General features: G+C 64.8%; 22 protein-coding genes. 15 read left to right on the forward strand and 7 right to left on the reverse strand.

Annotation, left to right across the window (positions count from 1 at the left end; genetic code table 11):
• Nucleotides 1-185, forward strand: a 185-nt coding sequence (locus tag QN397_RS02665; RefSeq protein ID WP_323499994.1) for an Lrp/AsnC ligand binding domain-containing protein, incomplete at its 5' end; no start/stop codon positions are given.
• Between the two features lie 12 nt (nt 186-197).
• On the opposite strand, the gene glmU is transcribed toward QN397_RS02665, so the two are convergent.
• Nucleotides 198-1,625 carry a bifunctional UDP-N-acetylglucosamine diphosphorylase/glucosamine-1-phosphate N-acetyltransferase GlmU gene (gene glmU / locus QN397_RS02670; RefSeq protein ID WP_323499995.1) on the reverse strand — a complete coding sequence of 476 codons (1,428 nt, stop codon included), beginning with the start codon at nt 1,623-1,625 and terminating at the stop codon, nt 198-200.
• A 31-nt stretch (nt 1,626-1,656) separates the two neighbouring features.
• Here glmU and QN397_RS02675 point away from each other — a divergent pair, with 31 nt between their 5' ends.
• Nucleotides 1,657-2,508, forward strand: coding sequence for a DUF6279 family lipoprotein (locus QN397_RS02675; RefSeq protein ID WP_323499996.1), 852 nt, complete (start codon nt 1,657-1,659; stop codon nt 2,506-2,508).
• Between the two features lie 48 nt (nt 2,509-2,556).
• Here QN397_RS02675 and QN397_RS02680 read toward each other — a convergent pair whose 3' ends face one another.
• Complete coding sequence (locus tag QN397_RS02680; protein WP_323499997.1) at nt 2,557-2,886, reverse strand: DUF2917 domain-containing protein; 330 nt, start codon at nt 2,884-2,886, stop codon at nt 2,557-2,559.
• A 135-nt stretch (nt 2,887-3,021) separates the two neighbouring features.
• Here QN397_RS02680 and QN397_RS02685 point away from each other — a divergent pair, with 135 nt between their 5' ends.
• Nucleotides 3,022-4,005: a LysR substrate-binding domain-containing protein gene (locus QN397_RS02685; RefSeq protein WP_323499998.1), complete on the forward strand. Its 984-nt coding sequence runs from the start codon at nt 3,022-3,024 to the stop codon at nt 4,003-4,005.
• A 27-nt stretch (nt 4,006-4,032) separates the two neighbouring features.
• Here QN397_RS02685 and QN397_RS02690 read toward each other — a convergent pair whose 3' ends face one another.
• Nucleotides 4,033-4,662, reverse strand: coding sequence for a 5-formyltetrahydrofolate cyclo-ligase (locus tag QN397_RS02690; protein WP_323499999.1), 630 nt, complete (start codon nt 4,660-4,662; stop codon nt 4,033-4,035).
• A gap of 9 nt (nt 4,663-4,671) precedes the next feature.
• Here QN397_RS02690 and QN397_RS02695 point away from each other — a divergent pair, with 9 nt between their 5' ends.
• From QN397_RS02695 to QN397_RS02720, 6 genes are all read left to right on the forward strand, one after another.
• Nucleotides 4,672-6,705 carry a lytic transglycosylase domain-containing protein gene (locus QN397_RS02695; RefSeq protein ID WP_323500000.1) on the forward strand — a complete coding sequence of 678 codons (2,034 nt, stop codon included), beginning with the start codon at nt 4,672-4,674 and terminating at the stop codon, nt 6,703-6,705.
• A 22-nt stretch (nt 6,706-6,727) separates the two neighbouring features.
• Nucleotides 6,728-7,411, forward strand: a complete 684-nt coding sequence (locus QN397_RS02700) for a glutathione S-transferase family protein (protein WP_323500001.1) — start codon at nt 6,728-6,730, stop codon at nt 7,409-7,411.
• 40 nt (nt 7,412-7,451) lie between these two features.
• On the forward strand, nt 7,452-8,720 hold the full coding sequence (locus tag QN397_RS02705; RefSeq protein ID WP_323500002.1) for a multifunctional CCA addition/repair protein: 1,269 nt from the start codon (nt 7,452-7,454) through the stop codon (nt 8,718-8,720).
• 90 nt (nt 8,721-8,810) lie between these two features.
• Nucleotides 8,811-9,560, forward strand: a complete 750-nt coding sequence (otsB, locus tag QN397_RS02710; RefSeq protein WP_323500003.1) for a trehalose-phosphatase — start codon at nt 8,811-8,813, stop codon at nt 9,558-9,560.
• Nucleotides 9,560-10,945: an alpha,alpha-trehalose-phosphate synthase (UDP-forming) gene (gene otsA / locus QN397_RS02715; protein ID WP_187054411.1), complete on the forward strand. Its 1,386-nt coding sequence runs from the start codon at nt 9,560-9,562 to the stop codon at nt 10,943-10,945. The genes otsB and otsA overlap by 1 nt, the downstream gene beginning before the upstream one ends.
• A gap of 51 nt (nt 10,946-10,996) precedes the next feature.
• A complete protein-coding gene (locus tag QN397_RS02720; RefSeq protein WP_323500004.1) occupies nt 10,997-11,260 on the forward strand; it encodes a hypothetical protein in 264 nt (87 codons plus the stop codon).
• A gap of 63 nt (nt 11,261-11,323) precedes the next feature.
• On the opposite strand, the gene QN397_RS02725 is transcribed toward QN397_RS02720, so the two are convergent.
• Genes QN397_RS02725 through hisN form a run of 3 tightly spaced genes read right to left on the reverse strand, consistent with a single transcriptional unit; the run spans nt 11,324 to nt 13,295 of the window.
• A complete protein-coding gene (locus QN397_RS02725) occupies nt 11,324-12,250 on the reverse strand; it encodes an ROK family protein (RefSeq protein ID WP_187054409.1) in 927 nt (308 codons plus the stop codon).
• Between the two features lie 47 nt (nt 12,251-12,297).
• Nucleotides 12,298-12,492: a DUF2905 domain-containing protein gene (locus tag QN397_RS02730; RefSeq protein ID WP_323500005.1), complete on the reverse strand. Its 195-nt coding sequence runs from the start codon at nt 12,490-12,492 to the stop codon at nt 12,298-12,300.
• Nucleotides 12,489-13,295: a histidinol-phosphatase gene (gene hisN / locus QN397_RS02735; protein ID WP_323500006.1), complete on the reverse strand. Its 807-nt coding sequence runs from the start codon at nt 13,293-13,295 to the stop codon at nt 12,489-12,491. Before hisN ends, QN397_RS02730 begins: the two co-directional genes overlap by 4 nt.
• A 148-nt stretch (nt 13,296-13,443) precedes the next feature.
• Between hisN and QN397_RS02740 the strand changes: the two genes are divergently transcribed.
• Nucleotides 13,444-13,821, forward strand: coding sequence for a DUF5329 family protein (locus QN397_RS02740; protein WP_323500007.1), 378 nt, complete (start codon nt 13,444-13,446; stop codon nt 13,819-13,821).
• Nucleotides 13,822-13,828: 7 nt separating this feature from the next.
• On the opposite strand, the gene QN397_RS02745 is transcribed toward QN397_RS02740, so the two are convergent.
• The gene (locus tag QN397_RS02745; protein ID WP_323500151.1) at nt 13,829-14,842 is read right to left on the reverse strand and encodes a class I SAM-dependent methyltransferase; all 1,014 of its coding nucleotides are present in this window, start codon (nt 14,840-14,842) and stop codon (nt 13,829-13,831) included.
• A 125-nt stretch (nt 14,843-14,967) separates the two neighbouring features.
• Between QN397_RS02745 and QN397_RS02750 the strand changes: the two genes are divergently transcribed.
• The 5 genes from QN397_RS02750 (at nt 14,968) to QN397_RS02770 (ending at nt 18,441) form a co-directional block, all read left to right on the forward strand.
• Nucleotides 14,968-15,768 carry an SDR family oxidoreductase gene (locus QN397_RS02750; protein WP_323500008.1) on the forward strand — a complete coding sequence of 267 codons (801 nt, stop codon included), beginning with the start codon at nt 14,968-14,970 and terminating at the stop codon, nt 15,766-15,768.
• Complete coding sequence (locus QN397_RS02755; RefSeq protein WP_323494818.1) at nt 15,765-16,154, forward strand: dihydroneopterin aldolase; 390 nt, start codon at nt 15,765-15,767, stop codon at nt 16,152-16,154. Before QN397_RS02750 ends, QN397_RS02755 begins: the two co-directional genes overlap by 4 nt.
• Nucleotides 16,155-16,170: 16 nt before the next feature.
• Nucleotides 16,171-17,124 (forward strand): tRNA 2-thiocytidine(32) synthetase TtcA, encoded by a 954-nt coding sequence (ttcA, locus tag QN397_RS02760; protein ID WP_323500009.1) that lies wholly within the window; start codon nt 16,171-16,173, stop codon nt 17,122-17,124.
• Between the two features lie 71 nt (nt 17,125-17,195).
• A complete protein-coding gene (locus tag QN397_RS02765; protein ID WP_323500010.1) occupies nt 17,196-17,789 on the forward strand; it encodes a DUF4136 domain-containing protein in 594 nt (197 codons plus the stop codon).
• Nucleotides 17,790-17,799: 10 nt separating this feature from the next.
• On the forward strand, nt 17,800-18,441 hold the full coding sequence (locus tag QN397_RS02770) for a histidine phosphatase family protein (protein WP_323500011.1): 642 nt from the start codon (nt 17,800-17,802) through the stop codon (nt 18,439-18,441).
• Nucleotides 18,442-18,618: the final 177 nt, after the last annotated feature.

The raw sequence follows: 18,618 nt of genomic DNA on the forward strand, positions 1-18,618 counted from the left end.
CGGTTCAGCAGTGCTATCGCGTGTCGCCGGGGCCGGATTTCGTCCTGATCGTCGCGGCGCGCGACATGCCCGGCTACCTTGCGCTGGCGCAGCGTCTCTTTTCTGCCGACGCCAACGTGCGCAACGTGAAGGCGTTCTTCAGCCTGAAGCGCGCCAAGTTCGAGCCGAAGGTGCCGCTGTCCTGACTGCGCCGAGCCTCAGGCTTTCGGCGCTTTCTTGGGACGCGTCCAGTCACCGAAGCTCACCTGCCGTCCGCGCGACACGGTCAGCACATTCGGCTCCGTCGATTTCGTCACCGTCGAGCCGCCGCCCACCGTGCCGCCCGCAGCAATGGTGATGGGTGCGACCAGCACGCAGTTGCTACCGATGTGCACGTCGTCGCCGATGATGGTCCGGTGCTTGTTAGCGCCGTCGTAGTTGGCGGTGATGCTGCCCGCGCCGAAATTGACGCGCTCGCCGACGGTCGCATCGCCGAGGTAGGCCAGGTGATTCGCCTTGGCACCCGCCGCCAGCGTCGAGTTCTTGACCTCGACGAAATTGCCGATGTGCACGTCTGCCCCAAGCCGTGCGCCGGGGCGCAGGCGCGCGAAAGGTCCGACCAGCGCGCCGGCGCCCACCGTCACGCCCATCTTCTCGCCGTCGATGTGCGTGAAGGGATGAATCACCGCGCCCGTGTCGATGCGCGCATTGGCGATCACGCAATTGGCGCCGACGCGCACCCCCGCGCCCAGCGAGACCGCACCTTCGAACACGCAGTTGACGTCGATCTCCACATCGGCCTCGCAGAACAGCGTGCCGCGCAAATCGAAGCGCGCCGGGTCGGCCAGCCGCACGCCGGCTTCCATCAGGGTCGACGCCTGCCGCAATTGCCAGGCCCGCTCTAGCGCAGCCAACTGCGTCGGACTGTTGACGCCGGCCACCTGCAAGGCATCGGTCGTCAGTTTCGCCAGCACCGGCACACCGTCGATGGCTGCCAGCTTCACGATATCGGTCAAGTAGAACTCGCCCTGCGCGTTGCGGTTGTCCAGCCGTGCGAGCCAGTCTTTCAACAGGCGGGCCGGTACGGCCATGACGCCGCTGTAAACCTCCCGAATGGCGCGTTGCTCTTCGTCGGCGTCCTTGTGTTCGACGATCGCCTGCACCGACTCGCCATCGATATCGCGCACGATGCGGCCATAGCCGGTCGGGTCATCGAACTCGATCGTCAGCAAGGCGAGCCGACGGCCGGCGCTGGTTTCGAGCAATGCGCGCAGCGTATCGGCGCCGATCAGCGGCACGTCTCCGGAGAGCACCAGCACCGTGCCGTCGTCGGGCAACACGGGCATCGCCTGCTGCACGGCGTGTCCGGTACCGAGCTGCGGCACCTGCCGCACGAACTGGAGCGGCACCGCGGCGTTGCTGCTGCCGATGGCCTGCTCCACTTCGGCCGCGCCATGGCCTGTGACCACCACCACGTTGCGAGCGCCGATTTGCGCGGCCGTCTGGATGACATGCGAGAGCAGCGCGCGCCCACCCAGACGGTGCAACACTTTGGGCAAACTGCTCTTCATGCGTGTGCCGCGGCCGGCCGCCATTACGACGACGTCGACCGGCTCGTCGATCTCTTGTTGCGGAATCTGATTCATGCGTCTTTTTTACCGAATGCGTTGCACCCGGATGAGCGGAATTATCGCGGCGCTGGCGTTCGGCGCCGTGCTCACCGGCTGCAGCGCCATCAAGCTCGCCTACAACAACCTGCCCGAGGTCGCCTACTGGTGGCTCGATGGCTATGTCGACTTCAGCGGGGCCCAGACACCCAAGTCAAAGGACGACCTCACGGCGTTGCTCGCCTGGCATCGGGAAACCGAGTTGCCCAAGATCGTCGCCGTGCTGCAAAAAGCGGAGGCACTGGCGCCCAACGACATCACGTCGGCGCAGGCGTGCGAACTGGTGGCCGATGTCCGAACGCGTCTAGTAGCAGCAGCCGAACGGGCGGAAGCGCCGGGCGCGGCGCTCGCCGTCACGCTGAGCGAGGCTCAGTTGCAAACCCTGGCGCGCAAGTACGCGAAGAACGACGCCGAGTACGTGAAAGACTGGGTCGAGCGCACACCTGCGCAGCAGCAGGAAAAGCGCTACGACAAGTTTCTGGAACAGAACGAGGATTTCTACGGCCGCCTGGACAACGACCAACGCGACCTTTTGAACCGCCTCACCGCGCAGTCGATGTTCGATGCGAAGCGGGTCGATGCCGAGCGCCGCAAACGCCAGCAGGAAGCGCTCGTGTTGCTGCGCAGGTTCAACGCCGAGCGAACCTCGGCCGCAGACGCACAACCGGTGATCCAGGCCTACGTGCACCGCATCGCCGAGCCTCGGCCCGGTGCATGGCGCGACTATCAGCAAGGCATGCTGGAAGAAGGCTGCCGGTACGTCGCCACGCTACACAACGCCACGCGGCCAGAGCAGCGCCAAAAGGCCGTGCAACGGCTGCGGGCTTATCAAACCGATCTGCGCGACCTCGCCGCCAGGTAGGCAATCTCGAATGACTCGACCATCGCCGTGGACGGCATCGACGTTGGCTCAACCCGCCAGCGTCGTTGCAGCGTCCCACGTGTAAGTTGCGCCGAAGCCGTCCCATGGCTCCATCACTATGCGCTGACCCGCTTCGACCGTCATCGACTCGCCGGGTGCCAGCACGACGTCCTCGCTGCCCCACTTGTCGGTTGCGTCGCGTGTGACCCAGACCCGGCCTTGCCGCACGCGCAACACGCTGGTGCTCGCTGCCTTGAGACTGGCCGCCTGACCGACCGGGAGCTGCCAGGCGCCGCGGCGCACCGCCGGCGGAACCGTGGCGGCCCGAACCGGCAGCGACAGAGGCGAAAGCGAAGACGTGGTGTAAGCGGCTGCCATGGTGTTCTCCTGAACGGTGTTACCGAAGCGCCTTGACATCAATAGCGCGATTCGGGAATGAATGATCTCCTTTGCTCCGTTGGCGGTCCAATGAAAACGCGGTAGCCTATTGATTCCGTTTTCGCATCAATCGATATGCAGCATTCCCAGACTCATCTGCGCTCCCGGCCGATTTCGGCAGGTAATCTGCGCGCCTTCGAAGCCGTGGCGCGGCACCTCAACTTTCGTGCCGCCGCCGAAGAGATGGCGCTGACGCAATCCGCTGTGAGCCGGCAAATTCAGGCGCTCGAAGAAGAAGTGGGGGTGAGTCTTTTCCTGCGCCATACACGCGCCGTCGAGCTGACGAGTGCCGGCGCGCAGCTGCTGCTGTCGGTGCAGCAATCGTTGCCGCGCATCGACGGCGCGGTGCGGCAGATCCGGCAAAGCGCGGGACGCAAAAGCGTGTCGCTCACCACTTTCGCCTCGTTCGCCTCGATGTGGCTTATCCCCCGGCTCGAAGCTTTTCAGCGCGACCATCCTGATATCGACATCCGCATCGACGCCAGCGACACGGCCGTCGATCTCGAAGTGGCCGACGTCGACATGGCATTGCGCTATGGCACGGGCGCCCACATGCCCGCAGGATCGATACGGCTTTTCGGCGAAACGCTGACACCGGTCGCCAGCCCCTGGCTCATCAAGAGCGGAGCGCCCATCAAGACGCCGGCTGACATCGCGCGCTTTGCGCTGATCGAAGCTGGCGATGCGCACCGCACGCACCTGGAATGGCTGACCTGGCGCCGCTGGTTCGAAGTACACGGGCTCGGCCGCGCGCAACCCAAGCGCTGGCTCTACTTCAACTACGCCTACCAGATGGTGCAAGCCGCGCTGACCGGCCAGGGGCTGGTGCTGGCGCGCAGCTCGCTCATTTCCGAAAGTCTGGCCAACGGCGATCTCGTCGAGGTGCTGCCGCAACACCGCATGGATTCACCGATGGCCTACTGGCTGATCGTCGGGCCGCGCAATGCAATGCGTCCGGAGATCAAGGCGTTTTGCGAGTGGCTGGAGCTGCAGGCCTCCACGACGCGCGGTGTCATCGGTGAAGCGCCTGACCCGGATACCGTCGACTACATCGATTAGAGCGTCGACGGGGCTTTCGATTCGGCTTCAGCCGACTGGCCAGACCACGCCGTTATCGTTCAGGATGGCATCGAGCGGCATGTCATGGGCCTCGGGCTCCAGGTCGTCCAGGAAACCTTGCGTGAAGCCGAGTCCCACCGTGAACGGCCGCGGTTGCAGCGTCGCCAGCGTGCGGTCGTAGAAGCCACCACCGTAACCCAGCCGATAGCCGCCCGCGCTGTAGCCGAGGCAGGGCACGAAGAGCAGCGTCGGCACGATCATCTCCGTGTCTTTCGGCTTAGGGATGTCGTAAGCATCGTTTTCCATCGGGCAGCCCGGGTACCACGAGTGAAAAGTCAGCGTCTTGTGCACACGGTCGACCACCGGCAGGCCGATGCGGCGGCGATGCGGTTCATCGAGCAGTTCGCCGTCTTCTTTCCAGCGATGCAGTGCCGGCAACGGATCGAACTCACCCTTGATCGGCCAGTAGGCGCCGATGACGGTGTCGGGCCTTCCGACCAGCCAGATGCGCATCACGCGCTGCAAAAGATCGGCGCGCTGTAGCCTATTGGGCAAGGCCAGACGTTGTTCGATCAAGGCTGCGCGCAATTGCGCTTTGAGAAATGCAGCCGTTTCCGACCGGTTTTCTCCGGCGTTTCCATCGTGTGCTTTGTCCATAATCTCGCTATGCAGTTTCGAAGCATTTTGGCACCCCTACGCTTGCGCCCGCGTTCCTCTTCTTCCGTCGCGATTTCTGTCGCAGGTTCGGCCGTTGTGCTCGCACTCGCTGCCGTGTTGCAACCGGCTTGCGCCCAAACCGGCAACGACGACGTCATGCTGCAAATGAAGCAGGCGTTTCAACGTGGAGACAAGGGCCGCCTCACCGCCTTGCTGCCGCAAGCCCGCGGCAGCGCGCTCGAACCGTGGGCCGCTTATTGGGAACTCAAGGCGCGCCTCCAAGAGGCCAGCCCGCTCGAGGTGCAAGACTTTCTGACTCGCTACGCAGGCACTTATCAAGAAGACCGGTTGCGCAATGACTGGCTGCTGGTGCTCGGGCAACGTCGCGACTGGGACGGCGTCGCCGGCATGCATCCCTCCTACCGAATGGGCGACGACGCGCAAGTGCGCTGCTATGCCATCCTGTCGAGCCTGGCCCGGACCGGTGCGCCGACGCAAGAGCAAGCGGACCTGGTTCGCAGGAGCTGGCTGGCCCAGCGCGACGCCGACGATGGTTGCCTCACCGCTGCCGACCGCATGATCTCGGCGCGCTTGATGTCGCCGAACGACGCCTGGAAGAAAGCTCGGCTCTCGATCGAAGCCAATCGCCCGCAGGCCGCGCGCAACGCCGTCAATCTGGTGGCGCCCGACGCGGTGCCGCTGTTCGACGAGCTGAATGCCAGCGCGCCCAAGTTCCTCATCGGACGCGCCTTCGTCGCCGCCAAGTCGCGCAAGGAACTGGTGGTGTTGGCGCTCATCAAGACTGCCATCGCCGACCCGGAAATGGCCGCGGCGCAACTCGACAGCAAATGGGGGCCGATGTTGTCGCCCGAAGAGCGCAACTGGCTGTGGGGCGCTATCGGCCGGCAAGCTGCCAGCAAGCTTTCGCCGCTGGCGAACAGCTACTTTGCAAACGTGACGAAGAACAGCGACCTCTCCGACGACATGCTCGGATGGAAGGTGCGCGCAGCGCTTCGCAACGCGCAATGGAAAGACGTGCAGGTCGCGGTCAATGCGATGAGCGAAGAAGCGCAGCTTGATCCGACCTGGGTCTATTGGAAAGCCCGTGCGCTTACTGCCCTGGGGGGCGAGCAGAACAAGGCCCAGGCCAGCATGCTCTACAACACCATTGCAGGCACGCGTGGCTTTTACGAACTGCTGGCGCTCGAAGAGCTCGGCCAACGCGCTGCAGTGCCGACCCGTCCATCGCCGCTCACGCCCGAAGAAAAAGCCGCGGCCCGCGCCAACCCCGCGTTGAACCGCGCGCTCTATGCCATCGCAATGGGCCTTCGCCCCGAAGGCACCCGCGAGTGGAATTACGCGACCAACCTGCACGACAAAGGCGGCATGGACGACCGCGCGCTGCTCGCAGCCGCAGACCTGGCCTGCCAACGCGAGGTGTGGGACCGCTGCATCAACACCAGCGAGCGCACCAAGGGCGTGATCGATGTGGACCAACGTTTTCCGATGCCGTTTCATGACACCGTGATACGCAAGAGCCAGGAGATCGGCCTCGACCCGGCTTACGTTTACGGTCTGATCCGGCAAGAGAGCCGCTTCATCATGGACGCGCGATCGGGCGTCGGCGCCTCGGGCCTGATGCAGGTGATGCCGGCCACCGCCAAGTGGACGGCGAACAAGATCGGCATGGCCGGCTTCACGCCCGGCCAGCTCAACGACCGCGACACCAACATCACCATCGGCACCAACTACCTGAAGCTCGCGCTCGATGACTTCAGCGGCTCGATGGCACTGGCCGCGGCGGCCTACAACGCAGGCCCCGGCCGGCCGCGCAGCTGGCGCAACGGACCGACCATGGACGCCGCCATCTGGGCCGAGAACGTGCCCTTCACCGAGACGCGCGACTACGTGAAGAAGGTGCTGGCCAACACCACGAATTACGCCGCGTTGTTGACCGGTCAGCCGCAGTCTTTGAAAGCGCGGCTGGGCATCATCGGACCGCGCGACGAACGTGTGCCGGAGCCCGTCAAGGACCTGCCCTGAATCGATGACCACTGAAGGCTTTATGCGCAAACTCTACGTCGGCAACAAGAACTACTCGTCCTGGTCGATGCGGCCCTGGGTCCTGATGAAGCAGGCCGGCATTCCGTTCGACGAGGTCATGGTCCGCTTCGATTCATTCGACCGCGGATCGCATTTCAAGAACGCCATTGGCGCGCTCAATCCTGCAGCCCGCGTGCCGATGCTGGTCGACGGCGAACTGGTGGTGTGGGACACGCTGGCCATCGCCGAATACCTGGCCGAAACCTTCCCCGAAAAGGCGCTGTGGCCACGGCTCGCCAACGACCGCGCGCGGGCTCGCAGCATCTGCGCCGAAATGCACTCGGGCTTTGGCGGACTGCGCGGCCATTGCGTCATGAACATCGAGGCCTCGCTGCCCGAAGTCGGCGCAAGGCTCATCCGCGACGAGCCGACCGTCAAGGGCGACCTCGACCGCATCGTGCAGATGTGGACCGGCCTGCTCGAACGCCACGGCGGCCCCATGTTGTTCGGCCACTTCACTATCGCCGACGCGTACTTCGCGCCGATCGGCTCGCGCATCAAGACTTACGGCCTGCCGGTGCCCGAATCGGTCACCGACTACATCGAGCACGTGCAAGCGCTGCCAGGCGTCAAAGCATGGATCGACGACGCGCTCGTGGAAGAAGACTTCCTCGCTTTCGAAGAGCCCTACCGTACTGCGCGCTGAGGGAGTGCTGAGGGCGCGAGCGCCTGCCTAAACTCGCAGGATGCAAACTTATCTCGTCGGCGGTGCGATCCGCGATGCTCTGCTTGGCCGGCCCGGCGGCGACCGCGACTGGCTGGTCGTGGGCAGCACGCCCGAAGAGATGTCGGGGTTGCGCTACATCCCGGTTGGCCGTGACTTCCCGGTGTTTCTGCACCCCGAAACGCACGAGGAGTACGCATTGGCCCGCACCGAGCGCAAGAGCGCGCCGGGCTACCGCGGCTTCGTCATACACGCCTCGCCCGACGTCACGCTCGAACAGGATCTCGCGCGCCGCGATTTGACGATCAACGCGATCGCACTTGCCGCCGGGCAAGCCGACGCGGCACACCTTGCCGATCTCCGCATCGAGGCGCTCGTCGACCCCTTCAACGGCCAGCGCGACCTGCACGACAAGGTGCTGCGGCACGTGACCGACGCGTTCCGCGAAGACCCGGTGCGCATCCTCCGCGTGGCCCGTTTCGCTGCCCGCTTCTCAGACTTCACCATCGCGCCCGAGACGATGGCCTTGATGTGCGAGATGGTCTCCGCTGGCGAGGTCGACGCGCTGGTGCCCGAACGGGTCTGGCAAGAGCTGGCGCGCGGCCTGATGGCGCGCACGCCTTCGCGCATGTTCGAGGTGCTTCGCGAGTGCGGCGCGCTCGCCGTGCTGCTGCCTGAAGTCGATCGCCTGTGGGGCGTGCCGCAACCCGTCGCACACCATCCTGAAGTCGATACCGGCGTTCACTTGATGATGGTGCTCGACATGAGCGCGCGGCTCGAGGCACCGCTGGCCGTGCGCTTTGCCTGCCTCACGCACGACCTCGGCAAAGGCACGACAGCGGTCGACGTGCTGCCGCGCCACATCGGCCACGAACAGCGCAGCGCCAAATTGCTGCGGGCCGTGTGCGACCGCTGGCGCGTGCCGGTCGAACTGCGCGAGCTGGCCGATGTGGTGGCGCGTGAGCACGGCAACATTCACCGCAGCGGTGAACTGAACGCGGCAGCGGTCGTGCGGCTGCTGGAGCGCTGCGATGCCTTTCGCAAGCCGGGCCGCTTCGACCAGGTCCTGCTGGCGTGCGAGTGCGATGCACGCGGCCGGCTGGGACTCGAAGAGCGGCCCTATTCGCCGCGCGACCGGCTGAATCACGCCCTCGCCGTCGCGCTGGGCGTGGCAACAGACGTCGTCGCCCGAGAGGCGCAGGCGGCAGGTGCCACCGGCCCGAAGATTGGTGAGGCCATCGCCCGCGCACGAATCGTCGCCGTCGGCGAAGCGCTCGCATCGGTCGATTGAGCACGGTCACCGTCTGCCGTGGGAGCCTGCTCGGGATTTGCGGCATTGACCGACGCGCCCGCAGCCTTGCTGCTGCTAAGGTGACGGGCGATGCAGTTACCCCCTCGCCTTACCCCCGACGCCGCCCTCTTTCTCGATTTCGACGGCACGCTCGTGGCCATCGCCGACACGCCCGAAGCGGTCGAAGTGCCGCCTGCGCTGGTGCCGTTGCTGCACGACCTGCACGGCTTGCTCGGCGGCGCGCTGGCGGTGGTGTCGGGTCGACAGATCGATGTACTCGACCGCTTTCTTGCGCCACTGCGATTGCCAGCGGCTGGCGAGCATGGCGTGCAGCGCCGCAGCGCCGAAGGCCATATCGACGAGCAGCGCGCGCCCGATCTCACGTTGATTCTCGAATCCGCCAACGAACTGGCGCGGGTTCATGAACGCCTGCTGGTCGAACGCAAACATGCCGCGGTCGCTCTGCACTACCGCATGGCGCCGCAGCTCGAAGCGGTATGCCGCGATGCGATGGCGCGCGCTATCAATGGGCAGCCCCAATTCGAACTGCTGCACGGCAAATTCGTCTTCGAGGTGAAGCCAGCCGGCGTCAACAAGGGCACTGCCATCACCGCTTTCATGCGGGAGGCGCCGTTTGTGGGTCGCGTGCCCGTCTTCGCCGGCGACGATACGACGGACGAGACCGGCTTTGCCATCGTGCAGCCGCTCGGCGGTGTCGCCATCAAGGTGGGATCGGGCCCGAGCCAGGCGCTGCATCGACTCGATTCGCCACGCGCCGTGTACGAATGGCTGGTGCAGGCGCGCGACCTGCTGGCCGAGCCAAGAAAGAACGCCAGCTGATGGGTCGCCTCGTCGTCATTTCCAATCGCGTGGCCGACCCACGGAAACCGGCTGCCGGCGGCCTCGCGGTCGCACTCGGCGAATCGTTGCAACAGACCGGCGGACTCTGGTTCGGCTGGAGCGGCCACATCGTCGAAGGCGGCACGGCCGGCGAAGGCGAAGTGCACAAGCAGCAGGCCGGCCCGGTCACGCTCGCGATGATCGATCTCAGCCGCGAGGATCACGATAGCTACTACCTCGGCTACAGCAACGATGTGCTGTGGCCGGTGTTCCATTACCGGCTCGACCTGGCGCACTTCGACGCCGGCTTCATCGGAGGGTACCGGCGCGTCAACCAGCTGTTCGCACGCAAAGTCATGCCGATGTTGAAGCCGGACGACATCATCTGGATTCACGACTACCACCTGATTCCGCTCGCGGCTGAACTGCGCGCCATGGGATGCAAGCAGCGCATGGGCTTCTTCCTGCACATTCCGCTGCCTCCGCAAGAGATCATGGCGGCCATCCCGCAGCACGAGTGGCTCGTGCGGTCGCTCTTCGCTTTCGATCTGATCGGGTTGCAAACCCACCAGGACGTCCAGCACTTCGAGCGCTATGTCATCGGCGAAGCGCACGGCGAGGCGCTGGGCGACGACATGTACCGCGCTTTCGGGCAGACGGTGCGCTGCAGCGCCTTCCCCATCGGGATCGACGTGGACGAGTTCGCAGCGCTGACGCATGCGAAAGAAGGCCGCGAGATGTACGAGACGATGAAGCGCGAGTACTCGAGCCGTCGCCTCTTGCTCGGCATCGACCGGCTCGATTACTCCAAAGGCATTCCACAGCGGGTGAGGAGCTTTCGGGAGCTGCTCGCCAACTACCCGGAGAACCGCCGCAGCGCGACGCTGATCCAGATCGCCTCACCCACACGAGAGAGCGTCGACGCTTACGCGGACATCCGGCGCGAGCTCGAATCGCTGTGCGGCGCCATCAACGGCGACTACGGCGAGCTCGACTGGATGCCGGTGCGCTACATCCACCGAATGGTGGCACGCAAGCGCGTGCCGGGGCTGTGCCGCGCAGCGGCCGTCGGGCTGGTCACGCCGTTGCGCGACGGCATGAACCTGGTCGCCAAGGAATATGTGGCAGCGCAAGACCCCGCAGATCCCGGCGTGCTGGTGCTGTCACGTTTTGCCGGGGCGGCAGAACAGCTGAAGGAAGCGCTGCTGGTCAACCCGTACGACACGCACGGCACGGCAGAGACGGTGCAGCAGGCGCTGCACATGCCGCTGGAAGAGCGTCGGCAGCGGCACCAGAAGTTGCTGGCACGCATTCGCGAGCAGGACATCCATTGGTGGCGGCGTAGTTTTCTGGCGGCGTTGAACGAGGCGACTGGCAAGGGCTGAGCTTCGACCCAGATCACGCGCGCTTGGGCCCGATCACCTGCGCCAACCGACATGGCCCGCCGCGGCTATGAGAACGCAGATCCTTCCGTTACCGTGACTTGGCGCCCGCCGGCTCCGAACCCCGCGCTGACATTCCGTCGCACGGGCGTCGACACTTACAACGCCGAAAAGCTTGCCAAGGCCCGCAGTTGCGCCGCCATGCCGCTTGCGACGTTGGTGGAAAAGGGCCCTGGCTTTGAGCGCTATACGTTGGCCTGGAACAGCGGGCAGACCCTGGCGGTGCGCTGCGACTTCGGCAACTGCCGCGCATCCTGACGCGCAAACGCACCACCTGAGGCCTGCCTCCCCTCCTTGGTGGCTCCCGATTTTCTAGATAGATCAGTCCAGCAGCGCCAGCGCGCCGTAATCCCCGACCTTGTCGCCCAGCCCCGCCGGCACGAGTTCGACTCCGCGCGTCAGCGGCACCAGCTTGCCGGCGATCTCCGACTGCAGGCGTGGCAGCAGGAAGTCGCGGTGGTTCCAGAACACGCTGCCGCCCAGGCTGATGCGCTGCAGATCGAGCGTTGCAATCAAGTTGTAGAGCATGCGGCCCATCACGCGACACTGCGCATCGACGATGTGTAGCGCATGTGTCTCGCCAGCGGCCGCAGCGGCGAACAGGTCGGCCGGCGATTGTTGAAAGCGCCGCGCCATCGAGTTGCCGCCGATCAGCGCCTCGACATCGCCGACGTTGCCGCAGCCGCACAGCGCGCCGCTGGCGTCGTCGACCACGAAGCTGTGGCCGGCGTGGCCGGCGTTGCCGTTCTTGCCGCGCAGTACCCGCCCGCCAACGCACAAGCCGACGCCGATACCGGTGCTCCAGGTGACGTAGGCGCAGTCGTCGATGCCTTTGAGCGCGCCCCACTGGCGCTCGGCTTCGAGGGCGGACACGGCATCGTTCTCCACGCGCACATAGGCAAAGCGCTGGGCCAGCGGCGCTTCGAGCAACGCCGTCATCCATTGATTGGGCAAGCCGCCTGATGGGCCAGCGATGCCGCCGCAAATGTTGGGCGAGGCGACTTCCACCTTGCCGTCGCGCAGTTCGAAAGGGCCGGTCGTCGACACGCCGACACGGCTGACCGACGCCGGGTCGACGCCCTGCTCTGCACAGACCGCATCGATCAGCCGCATGACTTGCAGCGCGAGTGCGTCGTTGTTGCCGGTCCGGGCTGTGGGTTCGCTGCGACGGCCGAGCAACGGCACATCAGCGGAAGGAGAAAGACTGACGGCCACCTTGGTGCCGCCGATGTCGACGCAGGCTCTCATCGGGTCGTGATCCTTGGTTATCGCTTGGTTATGTTCAAAGGTCGGACTCAAATCCAGCGCGCGATGAGTGCCGCGATCATGCTGAGCAACACCGTGCTGGCGATCGGCAATTGCCACTCACGTCCAAGCGCACGGAATTCGAAATCGCCCGGCAAGCGGCCGAAGCCGAACTTGCGCAGCCACTGCGTGAGCCCGCTCATCAGCACCAGCGCCGGCACGACGACGATCAGCCAACGGATCATGCGGGGCTTCGAGCGTTCAGGATGCCGAGCGCGGCGCGGTGCAATTCAGGCGTGGCGGCGGCGATGACGCGACCGTCTGACGCGAGGCCGAGGGGCTGGCCGAGCCAGTCGGTGACGACGCCACCGGCGGCTTCTATCAGCCCGGTCGGCCCGAGATAGTCGTAGGGCTGCAAGCCGGTTTCCACCACCAGGTCGATGGTGCCGCCGGCCAACTGCGCATAGCCGTAGCAGTCGCCGCCGAAGCGACGCATGGCGCACTGCCGGCTCAATCGGTCGAACGCCTGCCAGTCGGCGGCGTTGAAGATGTCCGGCGACGTCGTCACGATGCGGGCCTTGTCGATCGCCCTGCAGCTGCTGACCTCGACCGTCTCGCCATTGCGCTGCGCACCCCTGCCGGCCTGGCCGATCCAGCGCTCCCCGAGCACCGGCATATCGACCATGCCGAAGACGACGCGGCCGCCTTGCAGCAAGCCGACGAGCGTGCCCCACAGCGGTGAGCCGGTAATGAAGCTGCGTGTGCCGTCGATCGGGTCGAGCACCCAGATGCGGTCGGCGTCGAGACGCTCGGGCCCGTGCTCCTCGCCGTAGATGCCATCGGCGGGACAGCGCTCGCCGAGGATTTCGCGCATGGCGGTTTCGGCAGCGCGATCGGCCAGCGTCACGGGGCTGTCGTCGACCTTGGTGATGATGTCGAGCGAGATCCGAAACCAGCGCATCGAGTGGGCAGCTGCAGCATCGGCCAGCGCGTGGGCGATGGCCAGCGGATCGCGTGGATCGTGGGGCTCGTTGGCGGGGAAGCTCAATTCGGGACGTCCGTCGGTGGTCTGAAAAATGCTTGATTGAAAGCAGTCGCCAGATTAAACCCGACCGGCCGTCGATTGACAGCGCCGACGAGCGACGCCTACCATTCCCAAACAAACGATGAGCCATTCCGGCTCACGAAAGAAATCGATGTTGCGCATCTTTGTTCGAAGCGTCTATTGCGTACTGGCCCTGTGGACAGGCCTCGCGGCCGTCGCCAGTGCCACGCCGTCGCCAAGCGAAGACAAAGTCATCCAGACCTTGATCCAGCGCGTCGAGAAGACCACCGACATGGTTTTCGTGCGCAACGGCAGTGAGTACAACGCGACCGATGCCGCCTCGCACATGCGCAGCAAGTACGACCACTTCAAGTCAGAAATCGTCACCGCCGAAGACTTCATCGAGCGCTGCGCCACCCGCTCCGAGATGACCAAGGTCGCCTACAAGGTGAAGCTGGCCGGCGGCGCGGCGATGCGCGAATCGGGCGACTTCTTACGAGACGAACTGCGCAAGCTGCGGCAGCACTGAACCGCGCTCACAGCGTATGCGTGCGGTCGCCCTCCGCGAAACCCATCGCATCCCACGGCGCGCCGACTGCAAAGCCGATGACCTTGAAGAGCTCACCCATTTCGTGCTCGTGCACCAGATGGGCCGCCATCGCGCGCTGCGCCGGCGTGCCCTGCTCCATGTGCGTCAGCAGCCCGCAATTCAAAAGAAACCTCGCTTGGCTGCAGTAGCCGAGCACTTCGAGCCCGGCGTTCTGGCCAGCCAGCGCGATGCCGGTGAAGTTGACGTGCGCAGTGATGTCCTTCAGCCCGACATCCGACAGCGGATCGCCGTCCGCCATGTGCGCGCGGTGGCACATCACTGTGCCCATGTGGCGTTGCGGGTGGTAGTACTCGGCCTCGGGAAAACCGTAGTCGATAAAGAACGCCGCGCCCTGCGTCAGCCGGTCGGCCAACGTGGCCATGAAAGCCTCGGCTTGGGGGTGGATCTCGGTGAGGTAGTCGTGGTCGCCAGTTACCTCGACGGGAGGCCGCAGCTCGGTCGGCCGGTCTTGCCACGACCATCCGTCGGCGTCCGGCGCCTTGACGACACCGCGCTCGAACCACGCGCCGCCCACGCGTGCCAGCAGTTGCACCGGCATCGCGTCGAGCACCTCGTTGCCGACGACCACGCCTTGCATCGTCTCCGGTAACTCAGCGAGCCATTCGACCCGGTCGCCATGCGCTGCCAGCGCCAGTTGCTGCCGCGCCCGCAAGGTGCCGGAGAGGTCGACGATGCGATAGCGCGCAACCTTGGTGCCAAGCGCCGCGAGCGCATCCAGCAACTGCCCCGCTAGCGCGCCGGAGCCAGCGCCGAACTCCCACACCGTGTCGGTACCGGTCTTGTCCAGGGCTTGGGCCACCTGTGCGGCCAAAGTGCGGCCGAACATCGGCGTCAGTTCTGGCGCGGTGACGAAATCGCTGCCCGACGACGGCATCTGTCCGAACTTGGTGGAGCTGTTCGCGTAGTAGCCCAACCCCGGTGCGTACAAGGCCATGGCCATGAAGCGGTCGAAGGGCAGCCAGCCACCGCCGCGCTCCAGCGCGGCATCGATAATCCGGGTCGACGGGTCGGCGCGCACGGCGCCGCGTTCCAAATTCATTCGAGAAATTTATCAGGATGGCCGACATGGTCGCTTCGACCCCTTCAGCAAGACCACGCGGCGTGCTCGTCACGGGCGGTGGGCGACGGCTCGGCGCGACCATCTGCGAAGCCTTCGCGCGGGCCGGATGGCAGGTGTGGTGCCACTACCGCGCCTCGCGCGACGCTGCCGAAACCCTGTGTGCGAGTCTGCGCGATGAAGGCTTTGCCGCCACCGCCATCGAAGCGGACATCAACGACGAAGACGCGCGCATGGCGCTGGTCGAACGCATTTCGGCTGACACGCCGCTAGCATGCATCGTCAACAACGCTTCTGCTTTCGAGCCTGACACCGCGCTGGATTTCAAGCCGGACGCCGCGCTCAGGCAACTCGGCGTGAACCTCATCGCGCCGATGTCTTTCGCGCGGCTGCTGGCGCGGCAGCCAGCCGATGGCACCGATCGGTCGGTGGTCCACATCCTCGACCAGAAGGTGTTCAACCTGAACCCCGACTACTTCTCCTACACCGTGTCGAAGCTGGCGCTCGAGCGCGCCGTGTCGCTGCAGGCGCAGGCGCTGGCGCCCGCCGTGCGCGTGTGCGGCGTGGCGCCGGGCATTCTGTTCACCAGCGGTCCGCAAGACGAAACCAACTTCGCGCGGGCTGCGCGCGCCAACCTCATGCGTCGGCCTATCGACCCCGCCGACGTGGCGCGCACCTGCGTTTTTCTGGCCGGCACGCCGAGCGTGACCGGCACCACCCTGTGCGTCGACAACGGCCAGCATCTGGTGCCGCTGGAACGCGACATCATGTTCGTCGTCGACGATTTGCTGAAAGCTTCCCCGCCATGACCACTGCCGCTCTCGATCCCCTGCTGCTCTCCTGCCGACGCGTCTTTTTGAAGAACTACGAGGTCTGGATCAACATTGGCGTGCACGAGTTCGAAAAGAAGGCCGAGCAGCGGGTGATCATCAACGTCGACCTGTATGTGCCATTGGAAATTTCGACGCCCAAAGCCGACGAGTTGGACGAAGTTGTCGACTACGACTTCATTCGCCGCACCGTGGCAGCGCGGCTGTCTCAGGGGCATATTCATTTGCAGGAGACGCTGTGCGACGACCTATTGGCGGCCATATTGGCGCATCCGAAGGTGCACGCGGCACGCGTGTCGAGCGCCAAACCCGATGTCTATCCCGACTGTGAAGCGGTGGGCGTCGAAGTCTTCAGGAGCAAATGAGCATGGCGGAAAACGCATGAGCGCCGTCTGGACGGACGAGGTCGCGCCATCGGCCAACCTCAAGATCGAGCGCGAGACGCACAAGCTTGAAAAGCGCCTGTGTCGCGAAGTCGGCCGCGCCATAGTCGACTACAACATGATCGAAGAAGGCGACAAGGTCATGGTGTGCGTGTCGGGTGGCAAGGACAGCTACGCGATGCTCGACATCCTGCTGAAGCTGAAAGCCCGCGCGCCGATCCATTTCGACTTGATCGCCGTCAACCTCGACCAGAAGCAACCGGGTTTTCCTGAAGAAGTGCTGCCCAAGTACCTGAGCGAACTCGGCGTGGCCTTTCATATCGAGAACCAAGACACGTACAGCATCGTCAAGCGTGTCATCCCCGAAGGCAAAACGACCTGCGGCCTGTGCAGCCGGCTGCGGCGCGGCATCCTGTATCGCGTGGCCGATGCACTGGGCGCCACCAAGGTCGCGTTGGGGCATCACCGCGACGACATGCTTCAGACCTTCTTCCTCAACATGTTCTTTGCCGGCAAGCTCAAGAGCATGCCGCCTAAGCTAGTGAGCGACGACGGCCGCCACATCGTCATTCGGCCGCTGGCCTACGTGGCTGAAAAAGATCTGGTGCGCTGGGCGCAGCACCGAGAACTTCCGATCATTCCGTGCACGCTGTGCGGCAGCCAGGAAAACCTGAAGCGCAAGCAAGTCGGCGAGATGCTGCGCGATTGGGACAAGAAGCATCCCGGCCGTGTCGAAAACATGTTCACCGCGCTGCAGAACGTGGTGCCGTCGCATTTGCTTGACGGCACGCGTCACGATTTCAAGGGATTGAAGGCGACGGGCGTCGCGGACGACGAAGGCGACAAGGCGTTCGACGCGCCGAACTTCTATGCGCTGGCGCCGAGCTTGCCGGCGTTGCCCATGCGGCCGGGGTCGTTGGCGCAATCGGCTTTGCGAATCGTGCAGGTTTGAGGCGTGGAAATTCAGACATGAGCCGGGTGAGACGACTCAGGCGCGCTCTGCTGGCCCCTGCAGCCCTTTTCATGCTGGTCGCGCTGTCTGGTTGTGCCACCAATTGGGTGGTCGACAGCGATGTCCGCAGTTTTTCGAGGCTGTCAGCTGCACCGGCAACGGCCGATGCCACCTACCGTTTCGAGCGGCTTCCGTCGCAGCAGTCGAACGAGGCGGCTCAGCAATCGCTCGAGTCAATGGCGAGCGCCGCGCTGGGCAATGTCGGTTTCCGGCGCGACGATGCGAAGCCGCGCTACAGCGCGCAGATCGACGCACGCGTGGACGCGTTGCTCTCGCCGTTTGCCGACCCGTTGCTCTACGGCGCCTATGGAGGACGAGGGTTCGGCGCAGGCCTCGACTACGGTTACCGGGGATTCTACGGTACGGCGTTCCCGGAGATGGCGAACTCCTGGTATGGCAGGGAAGTCAGCATCGTGCTGCGCGAACTTGCTTCGGGCCAGGTGGTCTACGAGACACACGCAAGCAACGACGGGCCTTACAACCGGAGCGCGGCCATACTTTCAGTCATGTTCGAAGCCGCTCTGCAGGGCTTTCCGAACCCGCCCGCTGGCGAGCGGCGCGTAGACATCGCCTTGCCCGGCGCCAACGCCCCGGCCCGGCCCTAGATCGTTCCGGATGAAAGAGGCCACGCGACTCATTGCCGTGCGCCATGGCGAAACCGCATGGAACGTCGGCACACGCATTCAGGGGCAACTCGACATCGGCCTCAACGCCACAGGCGAATGGCAGGCCCGTCGCGTCGGACAGGCGCTGGCCGACGAAGCCATCGACGTGATCTACGCCAGCGACTTGGCGCGCGCCTGGAACACGGCGCTCGAGATTGCGCGACCACTCGGGCTCCAGGTAAGGCCGGAGCCTCGGCTGCGAGAGCGCGCTTTCGGATGTTTCGAAGGTATGAGTTTTGCGGAGATCGAGCAAAACTTGCCCGATCAGGCGCGGCTGTGGCGAGAGCGGGACCCCGCCTTCACCCCCGAGGGTGGTGAAAGCCTGCTGGTGTTTCGTGATCGCATCACTGCAGTGGCGGCCGAGCTCGCCGCTCGCCATCCCGGCGAATTGGTCGTGCTGGTCGCGCACGGCGGCGTGATGGACGTTCTCTATCGTGCTGCGACCCGGCAGGGCTTGCAGGCACCCCGTACCTGGCTGCTGGGCAACGCCTCCATCAACCGGCTCCTTTGGACTCCCGAAGGCTTCATCCTCGTGGGCTGGAGCGACACAACGCATGTGAACGACGTCCCCAACGACGACGCAACGGTCTAGACGATCAAAAAGCGCTGTTGCGCCTGCCGCAGCAATAGACCCTTGCTATCGAAAATTCGTCAGAATTTGACGTTTCGATGTCAGTCGTTTGTATTCAAAAAGCAAAAACGCGCGCACAATGTCATCAAGCGAGATGCCTTGTCAACACGCCAATCGAAACGAAATGCGTCAAGTGTT

The sequence above is a fragment of the Variovorax sp. RTB1 genome, assembly GCF_035018765.1.
GTDB lineage: Bacteria > Pseudomonadota > Gammaproteobacteria > Burkholderiales > Burkholderiaceae_C > Variovorax.